At 72.5% G+C, this 20993-nt stretch carries 17 protein-coding genes and 1 tRNA gene; 2 read left to right on the forward strand and 16 right to left on the reverse strand.

Going from position 1 to position 20993, the window contains the following annotated elements; translation table 11 throughout:
• Nucleotides 1-142: 142 nt before the first annotated feature.
• The 5 genes from ACFV5H_RS31870 to ACFV5H_RS31890 all read right to left on the reverse strand — a co-directional run bounded on the left by ACFV5H_RS31870 (nucleotide 143) and on the right by ACFV5H_RS31890 (nucleotide 5050).
• Nucleotides 143-784: an IclR family transcriptional regulator gene (locus tag ACFV5H_RS31870; protein WP_073931606.1), complete on the reverse strand. Its 642-nt coding sequence runs from the start codon at nucleotides 782-784 to the stop codon at nucleotides 143-145.
• Nucleotides 785-1060: 276 nt separating this feature from the next.
• On the reverse strand, nucleotides 1061-2860 hold the full coding sequence (locus ACFV5H_RS31875) for a DEAD/DEAH box helicase (RefSeq protein ID WP_385053022.1): 1800 nt from the start codon (nucleotides 2858-2860) through the stop codon (nucleotides 1061-1063).
• Between the two features lie 115 nt (nucleotides 2861-2975).
• Nucleotides 2976-3350 carry a type II toxin-antitoxin system death-on-curing family toxin gene (locus ACFV5H_RS31880; protein WP_385053019.1) on the reverse strand — a complete coding sequence of 125 codons (375 nt, stop codon included), beginning with the start codon at nucleotides 3348-3350 and terminating at the stop codon, nucleotides 2976-2978.
• A complete protein-coding gene (locus tag ACFV5H_RS31885) occupies nucleotides 3347-3547 on the reverse strand; it encodes a hypothetical protein (protein WP_385053016.1) in 201 nt (66 codons plus the stop codon). Before ACFV5H_RS31885 ends, ACFV5H_RS31880 begins: the two co-directional genes overlap by 4 nt.
• A gap of 48 nt (nucleotides 3548-3595) precedes the next feature.
• Entirely contained in the window at nucleotides 3596-5050 is a 1455-nt protein-coding gene (locus ACFV5H_RS31890) for an MFS transporter (protein ID WP_385053014.1), read from the reverse strand.
• 220 nt (nucleotides 5051-5270) lie between these two features.
• On the opposite strand from ACFV5H_RS31890, the gene ACFV5H_RS31895 reads away from it, so the two are divergent.
• Nucleotides 5271-5345 (forward strand) — tRNA-Cys (locus ACFV5H_RS31895).
• A 150-nt stretch (nucleotides 5346-5495) separates the two neighbouring features.
• On the opposite strand, the gene ACFV5H_RS31900 is transcribed toward ACFV5H_RS31895, so the two are convergent.
• The 10 genes from ACFV5H_RS31900 to ACFV5H_RS31945 form a co-directional block, all read right to left on the reverse strand.
• Nucleotides 5496-6671 carry an SUKH-4 family immunity protein gene (locus ACFV5H_RS31900; protein WP_385198377.1) on the reverse strand — a complete coding sequence of 392 codons (1176 nt, stop codon included), beginning with the start codon at nucleotides 6669-6671 and terminating at the stop codon, nucleotides 5496-5498.
• Between the two features lie 228 nt (nucleotides 6672-6899).
• On the reverse strand, nucleotides 6900-9218 hold the full coding sequence (locus tag ACFV5H_RS31905) for a xanthine dehydrogenase family protein molybdopterin-binding subunit (RefSeq protein ID WP_385053008.1): 2319 nt from the start codon (nucleotides 9216-9218) through the stop codon (nucleotides 6900-6902).
• On the reverse strand, nucleotides 9215-11392 hold the full coding sequence (locus tag ACFV5H_RS31910) for a 2Fe-2S iron-sulfur cluster-binding protein (RefSeq protein WP_385198379.1): 2178 nt from the start codon (nucleotides 11390-11392) through the stop codon (nucleotides 9215-9217). The genes ACFV5H_RS31905 and ACFV5H_RS31910 overlap by 4 nt, the downstream gene beginning before the upstream one ends.
• Entirely contained in the window at nucleotides 11389-12282 is an 894-nt protein-coding gene (locus ACFV5H_RS31915; protein WP_385056770.1) for an FAD binding domain-containing protein, read from the reverse strand. Before ACFV5H_RS31915 ends, ACFV5H_RS31910 begins: the two co-directional genes overlap by 4 nt.
• Before the next feature lie 321 nt (nucleotides 12283-12603).
• Entirely contained in the window at nucleotides 12604-14256 is a 1653-nt protein-coding gene (locus ACFV5H_RS31920; protein WP_385198381.1) for a beta-N-acetylhexosaminidase, read from the reverse strand.
• A 37-nt stretch (nucleotides 14257-14293) separates the two neighbouring features.
• Nucleotides 14294-15139 carry a carbohydrate ABC transporter permease gene (locus ACFV5H_RS31925; RefSeq protein ID WP_385056776.1) on the reverse strand — a complete coding sequence of 282 codons (846 nt, stop codon included), beginning with the start codon at nucleotides 15137-15139 and terminating at the stop codon, nucleotides 14294-14296.
• A gap of 29 nt (nucleotides 15140-15168) precedes the next feature.
• Nucleotides 15169-16158 carry a carbohydrate ABC transporter permease gene (locus tag ACFV5H_RS31930; RefSeq protein ID WP_385056779.1) on the reverse strand — a complete coding sequence of 330 codons (990 nt, stop codon included), beginning with the start codon at nucleotides 16156-16158 and terminating at the stop codon, nucleotides 15169-15171.
• Nucleotides 16155-17447 (reverse strand): extracellular solute-binding protein, encoded by a 1293-nt coding sequence (locus ACFV5H_RS31935; protein WP_385056781.1) that lies wholly within the window; start codon nucleotides 17445-17447, stop codon nucleotides 16155-16157. Before ACFV5H_RS31935 ends, ACFV5H_RS31930 begins: the two co-directional genes overlap by 4 nt.
• A gap of 224 nt (nucleotides 17448-17671) precedes the next feature.
• Nucleotides 17672-17953, reverse strand: coding sequence for a DUF3039 domain-containing protein (locus ACFV5H_RS31940; RefSeq protein ID WP_073931595.1), 282 nt, complete (start codon nucleotides 17951-17953; stop codon nucleotides 17672-17674).
• Between the two features lie 30 nt (nucleotides 17954-17983).
• On the reverse strand, nucleotides 17984-18556 hold the full coding sequence (locus tag ACFV5H_RS31945) for a YqgE/AlgH family protein (RefSeq protein ID WP_385198383.1): 573 nt from the start codon (nucleotides 18554-18556) through the stop codon (nucleotides 17984-17986).
• A gap of 253 nt (nucleotides 18557-18809) precedes the next feature.
• On the opposite strand from ACFV5H_RS31945, the gene murA reads away from it, so the two are divergent.
• Entirely contained in the window at nucleotides 18810-20156 is a 1347-nt protein-coding gene (gene murA, locus ACFV5H_RS31950; RefSeq protein WP_385056788.1) for a UDP-N-acetylglucosamine 1-carboxyvinyltransferase, read from the forward strand.
• A gap of 303 nt (nucleotides 20157-20459) precedes the next feature.
• On the opposite strand, the gene ACFV5H_RS31955 is transcribed toward murA, so the two are convergent.
• Nucleotides 20460-20741, reverse strand: a complete 282-nt coding sequence (locus tag ACFV5H_RS31955) for an HU family DNA-binding protein (protein ID WP_004987462.1) — start codon at nucleotides 20739-20741, stop codon at nucleotides 20460-20462.
• Between the last annotated feature and the right edge of the window lie 252 nt (nucleotides 20742-20993).

Consider the following 20993-nt stretch of genomic DNA (forward strand, 5'->3'; position numbering starts at 1 on the left):
GCGGAGGCACGGGCACGCGGCGCGGAGGGCGGAGGCACGGGCACGCGGCGCGGAGGGCGGAGGCACGGGCACGCGGCGCGGAGGGCGGAGGCACGGGCACGCGGCGCGGAGGGCGGAGGCACGCGGCGCGAGAGGCGGAGGCTCAGCGCAAGGCCTCCGCGACCTCCCGGGCCGCGTCCATCACCCGCGTGCCGACCCGTTCCGGGACGACCTCCGCCAGCATCACCACGCCCACGCTGCCCTCGACCCCCGTCACCCCCAGCAGCGGCGCGGCCGCCCCGCACGCGCCCGCCTCCAGTTCCCCGTGCGTCAGCGTGTACCCCGGCTCGTCCGCCGCCCGCTGCCGGGCGGCGAGGATCGCCTTGCCCGCGGCCCCCCGGTCCAGCGGATGCCGGAAGCCGGCCCGGTACGCCACGTGGTAGTCCGTCCACGACGGCTCCACCACGGCCACCGCCAACGCCTCCGCGCCGTCGACCAGCGTCAGGTGCGCGGTCGCGCCGATGTCCTCCGCCAGCGACCGCAGGGCCGGCATCGCCGCCTCCCGCACCAGTGGGTGCACCTGTCGGCCCAGCCTCAGCACACCCAGCCCGACCCGGGCCCGTCCGCCCAGATCACGGCGTACGAGAGCGTGCTGCTCCAGCGTGGCGAGCAACCGGTAGACAACAGTCCGGTTCACGCCCAGTTTGTGGGAAAGCTCGGTGACGGTCAGCCCGTGGTCCGTATCGGCCAGCAGCTTGAGGACACGCAGTCCCCTGTCGAGCGTCTGAGAGGTCTCCGCGGTCACGACGCCCACTCCTTAGTGGTGAGGTCGACGGCCCCCTCGCGGCAGATGCGTCACCGAGTCCCGTCGGTCACGCGCTTCAGAGGCCGCCGATCGGCCGGCGGCCCGGCCGTGACCCGGGCACAGTCGCTTCACGGCTGCGCTCCGCGGCGGCGCTGCCACGGGGCGTGTGCGTAGCGGGACAGTAGCGAGCCGGTTCGGTCAGCGGAAGGCTCCGTCCAGAATCCGGGCACTCTCACAGGGAAGTGGTGCCGTTTGTCCTCATACGTACACGCAGTGTCACCGCATGCGCGTGGCCCACTCCTGCACCTTTTCGATCCGCTGGCGCAGCTGTCCCGCCGTGGCCTCCGCCGAGGGCGGGCCGCCGCAGGTCCGGCGCAGCTCGGTGTGGATCACGCCGTGCGGTTTGCCGCTCTGGTGGACGTACGCGCCGACGAGGTTGTTGAGCCGCTTGCGCAGCTCCATCATCTCCTTGTGGGAGACCACGGGCCGCCGCTCGGCGGGCAGTTCGATCAGGTCGGCCTCGCTGTCCGGCTTCTTGCGGCTGTGCGCGATCTGCCGGGCCTGCCGCTTCTGGAGCAGCAGCTGCACCTGGTCGGGTTCGAGGAGTCCGGGGATGCCGAGGTAGTCCTGCTCCTCCTCGCTGCCGGGGTGGGCCTGCATGCCGAACTCGGCGCCGTTGTACATCACCCGGTCGAAGACGGCGTCGGACTCCAGCGCCTCGAAGGGCAGCATGTCCTGCTCGCCGGTGTCCTCGTCCTGCTCCCGGTTCGCCTCCTCCATCTCCTTCTCGGATTCGGCGTACGGGTCCTCCTCGCCCTCCTTCTTGGGCTTGTCGAGGACGTGGTCGCGCTCGCGCTCCATCTCGTTGGCGAAACCGAGCAGGTCCGGGATGGTCGGCAGGAAGACGGACGCGGTCTCGCCGCGCCGCCGGGACCGTACGAAACGGCCGACGGCCTGGGCGAAGAACAGCGGGGTGGAGATGGTGGTGGCGTACACGCCGACCGCGAGGCGCGGGACGTCGACGCCCTCGGACACCATGCGGACGGCGACCATCCAGCGGTCGGTGCCGGCGCTGAACGTGTCGATGTTCTTCGACGCGCCGGTGTCGTCGGACAGGACGACGGTGGCCTTGCTGCCGGTGATCTCGCGGATCAGCTTGGCGTACGCCCGCGCGGAGTCCTGGTCGGCGGCGATGACGAGGGCGCCGGCGTCCGGGATGGCCTTGCGGACCTCGGTGAGGCGCTGGTCGGCGGCGCGCAGCACGGCCGGCATCCACTCGCCGCGCGGGTCCAGCGCGGTGCGCCAGGCCTGGCTGACGGCATCCTTGGTCATGGGCTCGCCGAGGCGGGCGGCGATCTCGTCGCCGGCCTTGGTGCGCCAGCGCATGTTGCCGCTGTACGACATGAAGATGACCGGACGGACGACGTTGTCGGCGAGGGCGGAGCCGTACCCGTAGGTGTAGTCGGCGGACGAGCGCCGGATGCCGTCGTCGCCCTCCTCGTACGTCACGAAGGGGATGGGGTTGGTGTCGGAGCGGAACGGCGTACCGGTGAGCGCGAGCCGCCGCGTGGCCGGCTCGAACGCCTCCAGGCAGGCCTCGCCCCAGGACTTGGAGTCACCGGCGTGGTGGATCTCGTCGAGGATGACCAGGGTCTTGCGCTGCTCGACGCGGTTGCGGTGCAGCATGGGGCGCACGCCGACACCGGCGTACGTCACGGCGACACCGTCGTACTCCTTGCCGAGCGGGCCCGCGCTGTACTCCGGGTCGAGCTTGATGCCTATCCGCGCGGCGGCCTCGGCCCACTGCTTCTTCAGGTGCTCGGTGGGCGCGACGACGGTCACCTGCTGCACGACGTGGTGGTGCAGCAGCCAGGACGCCAGCGTCAGCGCGAACGTCGTCTTGCCGGCGCCGGGCGTGGCGACCGCCAGGAAGTCCCGGGGCTGCGCCTGGATGTACTTCTCCATCGCCCCCTGCTGCCAGGCGCGCAGCTTGCCGGCGGTACCCCAGGGGGCACGTCCGGGGAAGGCCGGGGACAGGTGGTGCGAGTGGGACGCGGAGCTGGCGGTGGTAGTCACGATCTCCGGGGTGGGTCGGGCGGCACGTCTGCGTATGACAACCGGGCCACCCTACCGATGGCCCGGAGCTGTCGACGCCGCTACGGGGCCGCACAACCCGAGGGTGGGACCCACATCACAACCGCCCCAGCCGCTCCGCGATCTCCCTCACATCGCTCGTCTTCCCGGAGGCCACGTCGACGACCAGCGTGTACGCCGCTTCCTGGTCCACGCCGGCGAGGTCGACGCCGTTCACCGCGAGGAAGGTGGCGGTGGACAACCAGGCAGTGCGTTTGTTGCCGTCGACGAACGGGTGGTTCGTCGCGATGGCGTGGAGGAGCGCCGCGGCCTGCTCGTGCAGGTCCTCGTACGCCGTGGTGCCGAACATCCGGGCGCGCGGGCGGTGCACGGCCGAGGCCAACAGCCCCGGCGCCCGGGTCTCGGGCGGCTGCCCGCCGAAGGCGACCTCGGCGATGGCCGTGACCTCGTCGACGGTGAGGTGCCGGGTCATTCGCCGAGCCTCCTCAGCAGCTCGGCGTGCTCCCGCGCGATGCGCTCGGCAACGGCACGCACCAGCCCGCCCTCTTCGTGCAGGTGGCGGCGCAGCGCTTCCCGCGCGACCTCCTCCGGGGCGCGGTCCTGCGCGTCCGCGAGGTCGTGGAGAGCTCGGTGCACGTCGGGGCCGAGGCGGAGAACCAGTTCGGACATGACGGAAGACTACTTTCTGCGATCAGCCGATGACGACCGGTTTGCGGATCAACGCTCCCGCACCCGCGTAGCCACCCACGCCCCCGCCAGCGCCACCGCCGCCATCGGCAGGAACACCGCCGCGAAGGCGGCCGGGTGGGAGCCGGTGGCCTCCGTCGCCGCGTGGCTGACCGTGCCGCCGCCCAGGGCCGCGAAGGCGGCTCCTCCCGCGGCCAGCAGGATGACGTTGGAGAGGCCGTCGGAGATCTGGAGGGCGGCGGAGTTGGTGCCGGCCTCCTCGGGGGCGGAGAGCTGGAGCAGCAGGACGCTGGTGGAGGAGATCACCAGGCCCATGCCGAAGCAGCCGAAGGCCCAGGCGACCGCGACCGTCCAGGCCGGTACGGCCTCGACCAGCACGCTGGGGGCCGCCGCGATCGCCGCCGCCACCAGCACCATGCCGAGGGCCATCAGGCGCTCCCGGTACGGCTCCAGGCGGGGCCGGGACTGGAACCAGGAGCCCAGCGCCCAGGTTCCGCCGCCCGCCGCGAGGGAGAAGCCGGCGAGGGTCGGGCTGAGGCCGCGCTGGGTGACCAGCATCAGCGGGACGAAGGACTCCGCCGCGATGAAGGAGCCGGCGGCGACTCCGCGCAGGAGGACGACCGAGGGCAGTCCGCGCGCCGCGCGGTAGGTGCCGCGCGGGAGCAGGCCGAGCACGGCCGGGACCAGCAGGGCGACGCCCAGCGCGCCCGGCAGCAGCGACACCCAGCGCAGGTCCTGGGCGGCGTACTGGAGCAGGCCCGCTCCGAGGGAGATCGCCAGGGCCAGGCGGATGCGGCGGCCGTCGAAGGAGGCCGGTGCGTCCGCGTCCCCGTTCACCGGGCCGGACGCCAGGCGCCGTATCTGCGGCAGCGCGAGCGCCAGCGGGAACACCACGAGAACCGGGATGCCGAGGAACACCCAGCGCCAGCCGATGTGCTCCGTCACCGCGCCGGAGGCCAGCGGGCCGACGATCGACGGCACCACCCAGCTCGCCGCGAACGCCGCCATGATCGCCGGCCGCAGCCGCTCCGGGTAGGCCCGCCCGACGATGACGTACAGCGCGACGATCACCAGTCCGCCGCCGAGTCCCTGCACGGCCCGCCCCAGGATGAACAGCCACATCGCCCCGGCCGTCCCGGCGAGCAGCAGTCCGGCCGCGAAGGAGGCGATGCCCCAGGCCAGCGGCGCGAGCGGGCCACGCCGGTCGGACCACTGGCCGGACAGCACCATGCCGAACAGGCTGGTCGTGAAGTACCCCGAGAACGCGAACGCGTACAGCGGCACCCCGTCCAGCTCCCGCGCCGCCACCGGCATCGCCGTGCCCACCGCCGTCGCCTCGAAGGCGATCAGCAGCACCACGGAGACGACACCGATGCTCAGCGCCCGGTAGGGGCCGCTCAGCACGGTCTCGTCGGGGGCGGCGGCCGGGGAGGGGGCGGCGGCGGGCTCGGTGACATCGGTGTCACGCGGGTTCGGGGCGGTCATGACCGCCAGAGTAAGGGCCACGGCCCGGTTTGACCCCTGTCGGGGGTCGGGGCCGGCACCGGGACCTTGGTCGTAGGACCGGGCCCGCCCGTTCATGAACGGCGTGTGGCAGTCGTATTGCGGCCCCCGGCATGCCCTTGAGCGCCGTCTCCGGCCCGCCGTACGGTCGTCACACCGGTTCGGAACGGCGAGGCACCGCACGGTGCTTCGCCCCCGACACGGCCGTGTGCCCGAGTGGCCCAGGGACTCGCCTGCAAAGCGAGGTACGCGGGTTCAATTCCCGCCACGGCCTCCACACAGGGCGGGGTGCTCTCCAGAGCACCCCGCCCATCCGCGTCAGCGCCCCAAAGGGGCGCGGGGCTGTATCGGATATGCGGCTCCGCCGCGCGGGCGCGACCAACCGCGACGGCGCCGCAGTCGGCCAACGACCGCCCCGAGCGGAGCTCTACAACACACCCCCTGCCTCGTCCTGGAACAGCTCCGTCCAGTAATGCCAGTCCGCATCGGGCGTCGTACCCGTAGGGTCGATGGACGACAACACCTGCAACATGGTCAACGCCAGTTGGTCGTACGTGTCGCTGGTCAGCGCGTGGCCCGACGCCTCGTCGATGGCGTGCTCGCGGTGGAGCAGCCAGAGGGTGAAGGCGAGGGTGGAGACGTCCGTGTTCAGCGGGTGGAGGACACCGTCCGGTTCGCTCCAGTTGAGCACCGCGCCCGTGGTGCCGTCGACGACCAGGCTGTTGTCCTCGATCAGGTACCCCAGGCGTATCAGGTGCTCGGCGCGGGCGGGGAGGTGGGCGTCGGGGAGTTCGCGTTCGTCGGTGTAGTACTCCGCGAGGGTGCGCAGCGGCAGGTCGGTGTCCAGCTGGAAGAGGAAGCCGTCCTCCGGCAGACCCGTCTCGCGCAGGAAGCGGCGGGTCGGCTCGTGCGTGAGCGTCGCGGGGAAGTCGACCTCCTCGAAGCGGACCACTCCGCCCCGGCCGAACTCGTCGTCCAGCAGGCGGAGGGGGAGGTCCAGGGCGAGGCCCGAGGCCGTGCCGGGGCCCGCCACCAGGGCCAGCGGCCTGATCAGCGCGGCCATCTTCCAGAACGGCGCCGGCTCGCCGTCCGTGCCCTCCTCGAAGACCGCCAGCAGCTGCCGGGAGGCCTCCGCGACCGCCTTGGTGCCGTACCGGCCCGCGTAGGCGGCGAACTGGCCGCGCAGCCCCGCCAGCTCGTCCGTCGCCGCCGCGAACCGCACCAGCGTCGGCAGGGACGGGGCGAGCGGGCGGCGGTCCATCAGGTCGGGGCGGTCGTGGAAGAAGAACGTCGTGGACACCTCGCCGGTCGCCCCGTCGAGCAGCACCGACTCCGTCTCCGGACCGGCCGGGCCCAGCAGCCCGCCGATGACCAGCTGGTCCCGCAGCTCCGCGGAGAGCCGGTCGCCGGGGCCGTCCGTCGAGTCGCCCACCGTGCGCGGGCCGCCGGGCCGCGCCAGCTCCGCGAAGCCGAACAGGCCGCTGTCGGCGGGCAGTCCGGGACCGGTCAGCCAGTCGCGCGTGGACGCGTGCGTGATGAAGGGATCGAGGTCGGCGCCGGTGAGTGTGATCGCCGTCGCGACAACGGTGTCGGTCGTGCTCATGATTCCCCCGCGATACGTGTGCTCGGTCCCGGGCCCGCGAACGTCCCGCCCCGGGCAGGACGGCCCTGGTCCTTCCGGACCCGTCAGCCGTCCCCCACTGCTCGGAACACTACGCGGCACCACTGACAACGCCCCGGACCGAGGGCGGCGAACGCGACGCCCCCATCACACAGGACGCCTGAGCAACCGTTCGCGTTGCCTCCCCGCGGGAATCACCCGGACCGACGCTCAGCCCCCGGTCGTCACCACCGCGGCCTGCGGCCGGATCGGCAGCCGGTTCACCGGGCGGCCCGTGGCGGCCCGCACGGCGGAGGCGATCGCCGCCGGCGAGGTCACCACCGGCACCGCGCTGACCGCCTTCGCGCCGAACGGCGCGACCACGTCCCGCTCCTCGACCAGCTTCACGATGTGGATGTCCGGCGCGTCCAGCGCCGTCGGCAGGGCGTACCCGGTCAGGTCGGGGTGGCGGACCAGCCCGCGCGGCGTGCGCAGGTTCTCGGTGAGCGCGGCGCCCAGGCCCTGGGTCACGCCCGCCTCGATCCGGGCGGCCAGCTGCGCCGGGTTCAGCACCCGGCCCACGTCCTGGGCGACCGCCAGCTCCACGACCCGTACCGAGCCGAGTTCGATGTCGACGTCGACCACCGCGCGGATCGCGCAGAAGGCCATGCCGACGAAGGCGTCGCCCTGGCCGGAGGCGTCCAGCGGCTCCGTCGGGTGCGGACGGCACTGGGCGGTGGCCCACAGCTCCTTGCCGTGCAGCTCCTCGGTCACGGTCGTGGAGAGCACGCCGTCGTACGAGGTGATCTTGCCGTCGGTGATCTGGAGCAGCTCGGTGGACATGCCGAACTTGTGCGCGAGGGGCTGGAGGAGCTGGGTGCGGACCATCTTCGCCGCGCGCTCCACCGCGCCGCCCGACACCCACGTGTGCCGGCCCCGGCAGCCGGGGCCGGCCGGGGGCTGGTCGGTGTCGACGGGCACCACGTGCACCTCGTCGATGCCGAGGGTCTCCTGGACGATCTGCCGGGCCAGCGTCGAGAAGCCCTGGCCGCTCTCCACGGCCGCGCACAGCACCGTCGCCACGCCGCCCTGGACCCGCACGGTGGCCGTGGACACCTCGTCCGTGCCCTCCGCGCCGAGCATGTGGACCATGCCCAGGCCGTAGCCCACGCCCCGGCGCACCGCGCCCGGCTCGCCCGCGCCCTCGGGGCCGCCGGGCAGCAGCCACTCGTCCTCGGGGGTGTCCTTGGGCAGCGGCGGCAGCGGGAAGTCCCGTACCGCCTCCAGGAGTTCCGCGACCGGGGCCGGGCAGGTCACCGTCTGGCCGGTGGGCAGCACGTCGCCGGTGGCCATCACGTTGCGCAGCCGCAGCTCCGCCGGGTCGACGCCGAGCTTCTTGGCCAGCTTGTCCATCTGCGCCTCGTAGGCGGCGCACACCTGCATGGCGCCCTCGCCGCGCACATGGCCGGAGGGGGGGTTGTTGGTGCGTACGGCCCAGCCCTCGATGAAGGCGTTGGGCACGACGTACGGGCCGCAGGCGAAGGCGACGGCGGCGGCGAGGGCCTCGGAGGAGGTGTCGGCGTAGGCGCCCGCGTCGAGCAGGATCTGCGCCTCGACCTTCACCAGCCTGCCCTCGGCGTCGGCGTGGTGGCGGTAGCGCAGCAGCGTGGGGTGGCGGTGGGTGTGGCCGAGGAAGGACTCCTCGCGCGTGGCGGCGAGTTTCACCGGGAAGCCGGTCTTCAGCGCCAGCAGGCCGAGCGGGAGCTGGAAGCTGCGGTCCTCGCGGTCGGCGGTGGCGCCGGGCACCCCGGTGACGACGACCTTCACCTGATCGGGTGCCAGGCCGAACGTGGCGGCGGCGGTGTCCCGGTCGCCGTGCGGGTCGGTGGAGGCCAGGTACAGCTCCACGCCGCCGTCCGGGCGGGGCACGGCGAGACCGGCCTCGGCACCGATGGGGGCGGGGTCCTGGCGGCCGATGCGGTACAGGCCCTCGACGACGACGTCGCCGGCCGCGTCGGGGTCGCCGTGGCGCAGCGGGATGTGCCGGATCAGGTTGCCGTCGGGGTGCAGCGGCTCGGCCTCGAACGCCTGCTCGGGGTCGGTCACCGGGTCGAGCACCTCGTACTCGACGATGACGGCGGCGGCGGCCATCCGCGCGGTGTCGGGGTGGTCGGCGGCGACGGCCGCGATGGGCTCGCCGTGGTGGCGTACGACCTCGGAGGCGAAGACCGGGCGGTCGGCCGTGCCGCGGCCGTGCAGCGGGTCGCCGGGTACGTCCTCGTGCGTGACCACCGCGCGGACGCCGGGCATCTCACGCGCGTGGGTGGTGTCGATGGACACGATGCGCGCGTGCGGGTGCGGCGAGCGCAGTACGGCCGCCCACAGCAGGCCCTCGGCCCACAGGTCGGCGGCGTACGGGAAGGTGCCCTCGGTCTTGGCGCGGGCGTCGGCGGCCGGGAGGGAGACGCCGAGCCCGTGCGGGAGCGGTTCCGGCTCGGGGGCGGCCTCCGCGGCCCGTACGGCCTGCGCGGTGGCTGCTTCGTCGGTCACGCCTGGCCTCCGTCCTCGCCGTACGGCTGGTCATGGGGCTGCTCATCGGGTCCGGGGGTGCCGAACGCGGCGGGGTTGACGCCGCCGGCGCCGGGGCCCGCCTGGTGCGGGATGCGGGGCGGTTCCGCCTCGCCGTCGGAGTCGTCGCCGTCGGACGCGGCGTACGCCTCGCGTTCGGCGACGACCTCCTGGACGGCGTTCACCACGCCCCGGTAGCCGGAGCAGCGGCACAGGTTGCCGCACAGGGCCTGGCGGGTCTCCAGCTCGGTGGGCGCCGGGTTGCCCTCCAGGAGGTCGTGCACGGTCATCGCCATGCCCGGCACGCAGAAGCCGCACTGCACGGCGCCGCACCGCGCGAGCGCCCGCTGCACGTCCGAGGGCCGGCCGTCCTGCGCCAGGCCCTCGACGGTGCGGACCTCGCTGCCGGCCGCGGTGGCGGCCGGGACCAGGCAGGACGCCACGAGCCGGCCGTCGACCTGCACGTTGCAGGCCCCGCACTCGCCCTGGGAGCAGCCGTCCTTGGCCCCGGCGAGGCCGAGCCGCTCGCGCAGCACGTAGAGCAGCGACTCGCCGATCCAGGCGTCGGTGACGGGCCGGTCGGTGCCGTTGACGCGGAGCACGTAGGAGGCGAGGGGGTGGTCGTCGTGCGGTGCGACCGGCTCGCCCCGGTCGTCCGGAGCGTCCGGGGTGTCCGAGGCGCCGGGTGCCGTGTCGGTGTCCGGGGACCCGGCGTCGGCGGGTCCTGTCGCCGGTTCCGCGTCCGGAGCGGGCTCGGCGGGGGCCCCGGAGGGCTCCGCCAGGCCCTCGGCGGCCTCGGGAGCCCCGTGGGTGTCCTCGGCGGCCTCACCGGCCCCGGAAGCGGGCACCGGGGCGTCCTGGCCGCCGGGGTGGGGATGCTCCCGGAGTCCGGCCGAGGCACCCTCGGCGGCCTCCGCCTCGGACTGCCACTGCGGCTCCGCGTACCCCTCGGCGGCGAACGGCTGAGGAACACCGGTCGGCCGGGCCCCGGCGTGCCCGGACGGCTGCCGAGGCGCGGGACCGTCGTCCTGGCCGCCGGGCTCGCCGTGGAACTCCGCGGCGTGAGCGGACATGCCCGGGGCCTCCGGCACGGGGCCGGCATCCGGCCGCCCCTGAGCGGCACCTGCTCCGGGCCGCCCCGGCGCGTGCTCGGGGTCGGCGTCCGGCCGCCCCGGCGCGTGCTCGCCGACGGGCTGCACGGGCGTGCCCTGGGCCGGCGTCCCGCCGTACACGTCCTGGCCTGCGGGGCCCGCTCCGGGCCGCCCCGGCGCGTGCTCGGGGTCGGCGTCCGGCCGCCCCGGCACGTGCTCGCCGACGGGCTGCACGGGCGTGCCCTGGGCCGGCGTCCCGCCGTACACGTCCTGGCCGGCGGGAGCCTCGTCCCGGTTGCCGGGCTCGGCGTACGGGAGTGGTTCGGCGGCGGGCAGGGGCCGGCCGCCGTACGCGACCGCGCCGGGCGGCTGCTGGGGTGCGGGGCCGTCGGTGCGGGGCCGGGGGGCGGGTTCCTGCCGGTCCCGCGCGGGGGCGTGTTCGGCGCCCCGCGGCTCCTGGTCCTCGTCCTGCGGGACGCCGGGTACGCCGGGTCCCCACGGGCGTCCGATGGCCTCCGTGTGCGCCCAGGGGGCGGGGGCGCCGCCCGGCAGGGTGGCCGGCGGGGTGCCGCCCCACTGCTCGACCAGGGCGGACGTGGTGAACTCGCCCGACTCGTCCGGCAGGTCGCCGTCGGCCACGGGGATCGACCACTGGCCGGTGACGTCGTACCCCGGCGCCGGGTTCTCCGGGACCTGCTCCTCGTAGGTCCACTGCCCGGTCGCACCGGGGTCGTACGTGAACCGGTCCCCCGGTGCCGCACCCGCCTCGGGGGTCTGCGGGTCGTGCCACTGGGCGCCGTCGACGGGCGCGCCGGGCACTCCCCAGGAGCCGGTGACGGCCGGGTCGGTGCCCGCGGTGATCGCCGGGTCGACCGTGATCTGCGGCGGCACATAGCCGTGGCCGGGCGCGGCGAGCGGGCTCTCCATGGCGTCCAGCAGGGCGTCGATGCCGCCCTCGGGGAGATTCACGAAGGCCGTGGCGCCGTCGTCGTAGTCGCCCTGGGGCAGCGGGTCCCAGCGGCTGCCGCCCGGGGGCGTGCCCTGTCCGTGCTGGTCGTCGGTCACGACAGCGCCCTCCCCAGTGCTCGTCGGGCCAGCGCGGCGACGGTGCGCCGCAGGTGCAGTACCGCGGGCGGAAGCGGTGGGACGGTGCCGTCCTCGCCGGGGGCGGCGTCGGGGATGCAGGCCGCGGCGACGTACTCCCCGAACGCGTTCAGTGCCTCGGGCACGATCGCGCGGTTGTTGTCCCAGTCGATGAGCTGCGCGACCCACTGCTCGGCGTCCAGGGGCCGCAGCGGCATCGGAGCTATGGCGCCCACCGCGCAGCGCACCCCGCGGCGGGCCGGGTCGAGCACCAGGGCGACGGAGGCGGCCGCGCGGCCGGGGCCGGTGCGGCCGGTCGCCTTCAGGAAGACCTGGGGTGCGTGCAGCAGCGGCACGCGCACGTAGCCGATGAGTTCACCGGGACGCAGCAGGTCCATCCCGGCCAGCAGGTGCGACACCGGGAGTTCGCGGCGGACTCCGCCCGGGCCCGCGATGATCAGCGTCGCCTCCAGCGCGGCCAGCACCGGCAGCGCGTCCCCGGTGGGGGCGGCGGAGGCGATGTTGCCGCCCAGGGTGCCCGCGTTGCGGATGTGCGGCGGTCCGGCCGCGCGCGCGGAGGCGGCGAGCGCCGGGATGAGGGCGGCGAAGTCGGGGCGGCCCATGCGCGCGTGGGTGAGACCGGCGCCGAGCAGCGCGTGTCCGTCCAGGTACTGCCAGCCGCGGATCTCGCTGATCCTGCCGAGGCCGACCAGCGCGGCGGGCCTGAGCTGCCCGGAGTTGACGGCGGCCATCAGGTCGGTGCCGCCCGCGACGGGCACGGCGGCGGGCATCGCCGTGAGGGCCGCCACGGCCTCGTCGAGTGTCGTGGGCAGCGTCACGGCCTGCGCCGCCTGCGGTGCGTGCGTGCTCAAGTCCGGCTGCCCCTTCCCGCTGCCCCACCTGGTCCCACCTGTGCTGCCGTACGGTACGGCCTGACAGGGCGGACGTGGCAACTCTGGCACATCTTGGCAGGTGCCGAGGACGGGGGTCCGCTAGGAGGCATTCGCCCACCTCACCCCGGACGTGGTCGATTTCGCCCCACATCACCGATGCGCTTCGTATCGGCACCCTTCGGTGACTTCTGTACCCGTTTCGCATGACCTGTTCGACACGGGGCGAACGGGTGCGCGCACCCCGTTCGGGTTCCCGGCGCCGGGCGGGCCGCCCCGCGCCGGGAACCCGGAACGGGTGGGCTACTGGTGCGGCGGCGGGCCGTCGATCGGGCGCCCCAGGACTCCCGGACGCCGCTGCCAGGGCAGCGGTCCGGTGGGCGGCCGGTAGGCGACCCCCAGGGCGTCCAGGCGCCGGTAGTGGGCGGTCATCCGCCGTTCGAAGCCGGCGAAGTCCCGGTCGGCGGGGGCGGGCAGATCGCTCCAGGCGACCTCGGAGAGCGCGGCGAGCCGGGGGAACGTCTGGTAGTCGACACGCCCCTGGTCCTCCATCACCTCGGTCCACACGTTGGCCTGGGTGCCGAGCACCCGCGCGGCCTCCTCGCCCGTCAGCTCCGACGGCACGGGCTCGAACCGGTAGACGTCCTCCAGGGTGCGCACGTACCCGATCGGCACCGGCTCGTCGGGGCCCGCGTCCTGACGGTAGTCCAGGTACACGTACTGCTGGGGGCACATGACCACGTCGTGCCCCGCGCGGGCGGCGGCGACCCCGCCGGAGTAGCCGCGCCAGGACGACACCGCGGCGCCCGGTGCCAGGCCGCCCTCCAGGATCTCGTCCCAGCCGATCAGCCGCCGCCCCCGCGCGGCGAGCCACTTGTCGAAGTGTCCGATGAACCAGGACTGGAGCGCGTCCTCGTCCGGCAGTCCGAGGTTGCCGATCTGTTTCTGCGCGGTGTCCGACGCGCACCACTGGTCCTTGAGGCATTCGTCGCCGCCGATGTGCACGAACGGCGAGAACGGGCCGGCGTCCGCGGGGAACAGTTCCAGGACTTCCTCGAGCACCCCTTCGTAGAACCGCAGGGTGTTGTCAGTGGGGGCGAGTACGTTCGGATTGATCCCCCAGGTGTCCCAGACGGTCAGGGAGGCGGTGTCGATGACATCGGAGTTGCCGAGTTCCGGATACGCGGCGACGGCGGCCTGCGAGTGGCCGGGTACGTCGATTTCCGGGACGACGCTGATATGCCGCTCGGCGGCGTAGGCGACGATCTCGCGGATGTCGTCCCGGGTGTAGTGACCGCCGTGCGGCCTGTCGTCCCACAGCGGTGACGCGCGGTGTCCGATTTTCGTCCGGGCCCGCCAGGAGCCGATCTCGGTGAGCTTCGGATACCGCTGGATCTCGATGCGCCAGCCCTGGTCGTCCGTCAGATGAAAGTGGAGGACGTTGAGTTTGTGCGCCGCCATCAGATCGAGATAGCGCAGCACGCCTTCCTTGGGCATGAAGTGCCGGGCCACGTCGAGCATCAGTCCGCGCCAGCGGAAGCGGGGCGCGTCGTCGACGATCTGGTGCGGGATTCCACGGGTGATGCCGGGCCGCACGGGCGCCTTGCGGAAGGCGTCCGGTCCGAGCAGCTGGCGCAGGGTCTGGGCGCCCCAGAAGACACCGGCGGCGCTGCCGCCGGTGATCTCGATGCCCCGGCCGGTGACGACGGCGAGGCGGTAGGCCTCGGGTTCGAGCGCGTCGTCGACGCGCAGCCGCAGGCTGTCGCGGGCGTCCTCGGGGCCCGGCCGCAGCGGCAGCCCCAGGGCGGGTCCGAGTGCGGAGCGCAGCCAGCGTTCCGTGGTTTCCGTACCGGGCCCGGCCCACAGCGTGGTGGCGGAGGTCAGTTCGACACCGCAGCGCATCGGCCCCTCCACGGCCCGGGGCGCGGGGACGAGGTCCGTCGTCGATGAGGTCACGTCGGTCGTGTCAGCCGTATCAGGGATGTCAGCCACATCAGTCCTTTACCGCGCCGCCCAGTCCGGAGACCAGACGTCGCTGTACGAGTACGAAGAAGACCAGTACCGGAATCGTCATCACCGTGGATGCCGCCATGACCCCGCCCCAGTCCGGATCGTCGGGTTTGTAGAAGACCAGCAGCGCCATCGGCAGGGTCGACTGCGAGATGTCGCTGATGATGAACGACTTGGCGAACAGGAAGTCGTTCCAGGTGGAGATGAACGAAAACACGCTGGTGGCCACCAGGCCCGGCAGGACGAGCGGGAAAAGGATCTGCCAGAGAAAGCGGGCGCGGCTCGCCCCGTCGATGCAGGCGGCCTCCTCCAGCGCCTCCGGAACGGCCTTCACGAACCCCCGCAGCATCCAGATCGCGAAGGGCAGGGAGAACGCGATGTGCGGCAGGATCAGCGACCACAGCGTGTTCAACTGCCCGAAGTCCCGCATGACGAAGAACAACGGGATGGTCAGCGCCTCCACGGGCACCATCTGGGCCACCAGAAACATGATCAGCAAGGTGGTCCGCAGCCGGAACCGGAATCGCGTCACGGCGGTCGCGGCGAGAAAGGCGATCAGCGCGGAGGCGATCACCACGGCGAGAGCGACGACGACGCTGTTGAGGAAGTACCGGCCGAATTCCTGCTGCCCGAACACCCGCCGGAACGAGTCCAGCGTGGGCGCGAGCGTCCAGGGCCGCGGCTCGGTCGACTCGATCTCCCCGGCGGGTTTGAAGGCGCTCAGCACCATCCAGTACAGCGGGAAGGCCACCACGGCGGCGGTCAGCAGCGCCGCCGACTCGGCCGCCAGCCGCCCCGGACGCCGTACGAACCGGCGCACAAGATTCACCCGGGGTTTCCCGTCCCGGCTCACAAGGCTCACAGTTCCTCCCCCTGGCGGCGCAGCAGTCGCAGGTACACCAGCGTCACGGCGAGCAGGATCAGCAGCATCACCACGCCGATCGCCGCGCCGAGGCTGTACTGCGAGGACGCGAACGCCTGCTGGTAGGCGTAGACGTTCAGGACCAGGTTCTGGCCGGCGATGCCCCCGCCGCCCGTCATGACGTAGATCTGGGTGAAGACCTTGAAGTCCCAGATGACCGACTGGATGGTGACGACGACCAGGATCGGCCGGAGCATCGGTGCGAGCACCGAGCGCCAGATCCGCCACTGCGAGGCCCCGTCCAGGGAGGCGGCCTCCAGCACCTCGGAGGGTACGGCGCGGATCCCGGCGTAGACCGTCACCATCACGAACGGGAAGGAGCACCAGACCACTTCGAGCAGGACGAGGAAGAAGGCGCTGAACCGCCCGTACGTCCACGAGTGGTCGCCGAGCCCCAGCACCCGGTTGACCGGCCCGAAGTCGGCGTCGAAGAGGAACAGCCAGACCGTGGACCCGGTGATCGCCGGTGTCGCCCACGCGCCGAGCGCGGCCAGCATCAACGCCAGCCGCGGCACGGCCCGCACCCGCGTCAGCAGCACGGCGAGCGCACACCCCACAGCCAGCGTGCACACCACACAGGCCCCCGCGAACACCACGGTGGCCAGCAGCACCTGCCAGAACTGCTCATCGGCAAAGAGCTCGGCATAGTTCCCGAACCCTTCGAAGGTGGTGGGTTCACCACCACTGACCTGCGCCTGGGTGTAGTGGAAGAGCGAAATCAACCCGAGCTGGTAGACGGGGTAGGCCAGCAGCCCCCCGAGAACGACCAACGCCGGCGCCAGATACAACCAGGGCGCGGTGGAACGCCCCCGCAAGGGACGCGGGGCTGTACCAGATTTGCGGCTACCGCCGCGTGGGCGCGACAAGCCACCGACCACCGGCAGCCGCAGACGATCCGCGCCCCGCGAGCTGTCGGGCACCGTCATCCGACGGATCCGAACGCCTCGTTCATCTTCTTCGCCGCGTCCGCCGAGGCCGCACCCACGCTCTTCTTACCGCTCACGACCTCCTGGAACATCGTCGGCAGCACCAACGACGAATCGATCCGCGCCCATGCCGGAGAAGCCGGCACGAACTTCGTCTCCGCACCCAGCGTCTCCACGAACGGCTTCACGAAGGCCTCCTTCGCGGCCACCTGCTCCCGCACGTCGGAGAAGGTGGGCAGGAACCCCATGCCCTCGAAGAGCGCACCCTGCGCCTCCTTCGACGCGAGCCGCTTCATCAGGTCGACGGCGAGGGTCCGGTGCGACGTGGACTTCAGCACGCCGAGGTTGTTCCCGCCGGCGAACGCGGGGGCGATGGACCCGGCCTCCACCCCCGGCAGCGGCACGACGGCGTACTTGCCCTTGGCCTTCCCGGCCTCGACGGCCGCGTGGCTGAAGTCGCCGCCGATCGCCATGGCCGCCTTGCCCGAGGCGAAGGCGGTCACCGTGTCGTTGCCGCCCATCCCGGCGCACTTGGCGGCCGGGCAGTTGTCGTCGCCGAAGAGGGAGGTGTACGCCTCGATGCCCTCGCGGGACTCGGCGCTGTCGATGGCGGAGGCGTACGAGCCCTCCTTGCCGGTGGCGAGTTCGCCGCCGTGGGCCCAGATGAAGGGCATCGCGCCGTAGGTGTAGGCGCCGCCCACCGCGATGCCGTACATCTCGGGTCTGGCGGTGTGGATCTCCTTCGCGGTGGAGATCAGTTCGGCCTGGGTCTTCGGGACGTCGAGGCCGAGTTCGTCGAAGACGTCGGTGCGGTAGTAGAGCGCGCGGACGCCGACGAAGTACGGGGCTCCGTAGACCTTGCCGTCGACGGTGACCGACTGCCTGGCGGTCGGGTCGGTGTCCTTGGCCTCGTCCCAGGCCCCGAACTCCTCGGTGATGTCGGCGAGTCCGCCGTCCTTCACATAGCCGGCGGTGTCGGTGTTGCCGTACTCGATGAGGTCGGGAGCGGACTCCGGGTCGTTGAAGGCGGCCTTGATGCGCTGGGCGCGGGTCTCGACGGGGATGTACTCGACGGTGACGTCGGTGTCCTCGTGCGCCTTCTCGAACGCGGCGAGGACGGAGTCGACGGCCTGTTCCTTGGGCTTGTTGTTGACCTCCTGGAAGAGCCAGACGCGCAGGGTGCCGGTCTTCTCGTCCTTGTCGGAGGAGGAGGTGCCGGAGGTCTGGGGCGCGCAGGCGGCGGTGGCGAGGACGGCCGCGGCGGCGACCAGGCGGGCGGACAGCTTCATGGAGTTGCTCCTCCGAGCGCGTTGCAAAATATGCAATGGCGGTTTCGCTGTGCACAACACACCGGAGGTTAGGGACTGGGTGAACCGCGCCACAAGAGGTCTCAACCACTCCGTGACCGGCGGAAGCGCCCTGCGCAACGCGCGGACAGCACAAAGGCCCCCAGGGCACGCAAAGCGCACCCCGGAGGCCCTGGAAGGATCGGACCGACGGAGGGAGGAACGGACTACTTGTCGCCCTTGCCCTTGTCGTCGCCGCCGGCACCCATGGACTCGTAGATCTCCTTGCACATGGGACACACCGGGTACTTCTTCGGGTCGCGGCCGGGCACCCACACCTTGCCGCACAGCGCCACGACGGGGGTCCCGTCGAGGGCGCTCGCCATGATCTTGTCCTTCTGGACGTAGTGGGCGAAGCGCTCGTGGTCACCGTCGCCGTGGGAGGTCTGCGGCGTCGGCTCGACGAGGGTCCCCGTACCAGTCCCGCGCTCGGGCTCAAGAGTGCTCATAACTGCCAAGGGTACTGAAGCCGGCACGCATCAGTTGAGCGAAGGGTCGTCCGGATACGTGGCCACCATCGCCAGCTCGCTGCGCTGGCGGCGCAGCACCTCGCGCCAGAGCCGCTCCGGGGCCGGGGAGGAGACGTCCCCGGGCTCCGACTCCACGACGTACCAGGCGCCGTCCACCAGTTCGTCCTCCAGCTGGCCGGGGCCCCAGCCGGCGTATCCGGCGAAGATGCGCAGCGAGCCGAGGACGGAGGCGAGCAGCTCCGGCGGGGCCTCCAGGTCGACCAGCCCGATCGCGCCGTGCACCCGGCGCCAGCCCAGCGGCGCGGCCTCCGCGGCCGTACCGCCGGGGACGACGGCGACACCGAGGGCCGAGTCCAGCGACACCGGACCGCCCTGGAAGACGACACCCGGTTCGCCGGCCAGGTCCGCCCAGCCCTCCAGGATGTCGCCCACGTCCACCGGCGTCGGACGGTTGAGGACGACACCGAGGGAACCCTCCTCGTCGTGGTCGAGGAGGAGCACCACCGCGCGGTCGAAGTTCGGGTCCGCCAGGGCGGGAGTGGCCACGAGCAGCCGCCCTGTGAGCGAGGACACCTCGGTCATGCCAGACATGATCCCGCATCTCGCTCCCGCGTGGGGAGGCAACGGGGTACGGGAGTGAACGCAGCTCAGGGCGGACCGGAGCACACCCGGCGCACGACGGGGACGGTGACCCCGTGTACCCGGCGGAGAACCCTCCGTGTTGTGACAGACCCATGACGTCCCAGGGCCCTCCTCGGGCTTACGGAAGGGGGGTCGAGGGCGATTACCCTTTCCCTTCTGGCCCCTGCCCCACTCCCCACGGAACGCGAGATTCATGACCGTCAACGACGTCGATGACGTACTGCTTGTCCACGGCGGAACCCCGCTGGAGGGCGAGATCCGTGTCCGCGGTGCGAAGAACCTCGTACCGAAGGCCATGGTCGCCGCGCTGCTGGGCAGCGCACCGAGCCGCCTGGGCAACGTCCCTGACATCCGTGACGTCCGGGTCGTAAGGGGTCTGCTGCAACTGCACGGCGTGACGGTCCGTCCGGGCGAGGAGCCCGGCGAACTGGTGCTCGACCCCACGCGCGTGGAGAGCGCCAACGTCGCTGACATCGATGCCCACGCCGGGTCCTCGCGGATCCCGATCCTGTTCTGCGGCCCGCTGCTGCACCGGCTCGGGCACGCGTTCATCCCGGGGCTTGGCGGCTGCGACATCGGCGGCCGGCCCATCGACTTCCACTTCGACGTGCTGCGGCAGTTCGGCGCGACGATCGAGAAGCGGGCGGACGGCCAGTACCTGGAGGCCCCGCAGCGGCTGCGCGGCACCAAGATCCGGCTGCCGTACCCCTCGGTCGGCGCGACCGAGCAGGTGCTGCTGACGGCGGTCCTCGCGGAGGGCGTCACCGTGCTGTCCAACGCGGCGGTGGAGCCGGAGATCGAGGACCTGATCTGCGTCCTGCAGAAGATGGGCGCCATCATCGCGATGGACACCGACCGGACCATCCGCATCACCGGTGTGGACAAGCTCGGCGGCTACACCCACCGTGCCCTGCCCGACCGCCTGGAGGCCGCCTCCTGGGCGTCCGCGGCGCTGGCGACCGAGGGCAACGTCTACGTCCGCGGCGCCCAGCAGCGCTCGATGATGACGTTCCTGAACACCTTCCGGAAGGTCGGCGGCGCCTTCGAGATCGACGACGAGGGCATCCGCTTCTGGCACCCCGGCGGGCAGTTGAAGTCCATCGCGCTGGAGACGGACGTGCACCCGGGCTTCCAGACGGACTGGCAGCAGCCGCTGGTGGTCGCGCTGACCCAGGCGACGGGCCTGTCCATCGTCCACGAGACGGTCTACGAGTCCCGGCTGGGCTTCACCTCCGCGCTCAACCAGATGGGCGCGCACATCCAGCTCTACCGCGAGTGCCTGGGCGGCTCCGACTGCCGCTTCGGCCAGCGCAACTTCCTCCACTCGGCGGTCGTGTCGGGCCCGACGAAGCTCCAGGGCGCGGACCTCGTCATCCCCGACCTGCGCGGCGGCTTCTCCTACCTCATCGCCGCCCTCGCCGCCCAGGGCACCTCCCGCGTCCACGGCATCGGCCTGATCAACCGCGGCTACGAGAACTTCATGGAGAAGCTCATGGAGCTGGGCGCGAAGGTCGAACTCCCCGGCAAGGCCCTCGGCTGACCCCGCCCACCACGCCGCCCCGGCCCCGGCGACACCGCCCCGGCCGGGGGTCCGGGGGTCGTCCCCCGGGAAGACACGGCATGGAGAAGCTCATGGAGCTGGGCGCGAAGGCCGAACTCCCCGGCAAGGCCCTGGGACAGCACAAGCCGTCACACATACGCCGATGGGGCGGTCACCCACAACGGGTGACCGCCCCATCGGCGTATGTGCAAGCGCCCTGAAGGGGCGCGGGGAACTGCGCGATCAGCCACAGACTGCCGGCAGTCGCCCACGGCGCCGAACCTGAACGGCGCTTACGCGCCCTTACTTGCCCTTGGCGGCTTCCTTCAGCTTCGAGCCCGCCGACACCTTCACGCTGTACCCCGCCGGAATCTGAATCGGCTCACCGGTCTGCGGGTTGCGCGCGGTGCGCGCGGCCCGGTGGGTGCGCTCGAAGGTCAGGAAGCCGGGGACGGTGACCTTCTCGTCGCCCTTGGAGACGATGTCGCCGACGACCTCGGCGAACGCGGCCAGCACGGCGTCGGCGTCCTTGCGGGTCACCTCGGCGCGGTCGGCCAGCGCGGCCACCAGCTCACTGCGGTTCATGTTGTTACTCCCGTGTTCTTCTTGCCGTTGAGGCGTGCCACGCGGCGGAGCCGCATGTCGGGCACGGCCAAGCCGATGCTGCCAGGTTCCTCGGTGGGTCCCCGGACCCGGGTCCCCTCGTCGGACCCTCGCGCCCAGGGACGCATCCTGCCTCTACCTGCGGCGGTAATGCCAATCCGGCACCCGCAGGAGTCGTGAGAACACCCCGGGGAGTCACACGAAGAGCGCCACGGCCCGGCCGCCACCATAGAG

Origin of the sequence: Streptomyces sp. NPDC059787, assembly GCF_042732315.1 — a bacterium.
Lineage (GTDB): Bacteria > Actinomycetota > Actinomycetes > Streptomycetales > Streptomycetaceae > Streptomyces > Streptomyces atrovirens.

Coding starts and splice junctions, on each gene's coding strand:
- ACFV5H_RS31900 (WP_385198377.1), bottom strand. CDS start 6,671: ATGAGCACGACCGACACCGTTGTCGCGACGGCGATCACACTCACCGGC.
- ACFV5H_RS31890 (WP_385053014.1), bottom strand. CDS start 5,050: ATGACCGCCCCGAACCCGCGTGACACCGATGTCACCGAGCCCGCCGCC.
- ACFV5H_RS31935 (WP_385056781.1), bottom strand. CDS start 17,447: ATGAAGCTGTCCGCCCGCCTGGTCGCCGCCGCGGCCGTCCTCGCCACC.
- murA (WP_385056788.1), top strand. CDS start 18,810: ATGACCGTCAACGACGTCGATGACGTACTGCTTGTCCACGGCGGAACC.
- ACFV5H_RS31930 (WP_385056779.1), bottom strand. CDS start 16,158: ATGACGGTGCCCGACAGCTCGCGGGGCGCGGATCGTCTGCGGCTGCCG.
- ACFV5H_RS31880 (WP_385053019.1), bottom strand. CDS start 3,350: ATGACCCGGCACCTCACCGTCGACGAGGTCACGGCCATCGCCGAGGTC.
- ACFV5H_RS31940 (WP_073931595.1), bottom strand. CDS start 17,953: ATGAGCACTCTTGAGCCCGAGCGCGGGACTGGTACGGGGACCCTCGTC.
- ACFV5H_RS31955 (WP_004987462.1), bottom strand. CDS start 20,741: ATGAACCGCAGTGAGCTGGTGGCCGCGCTGGCCGACCGCGCCGAGGTG.
- ACFV5H_RS31885 (WP_385053016.1), bottom strand. CDS start 3,547: ATGTCCGAACTGGTTCTCCGCCTCGGCCCCGACGTGCACCGAGCTCTC.
- ACFV5H_RS31945 (WP_385198383.1), bottom strand. CDS start 18,556: ATGACCGAGGTGTCCTCGCTCACAGGGCGGCTGCTCGTGGCCACTCCC.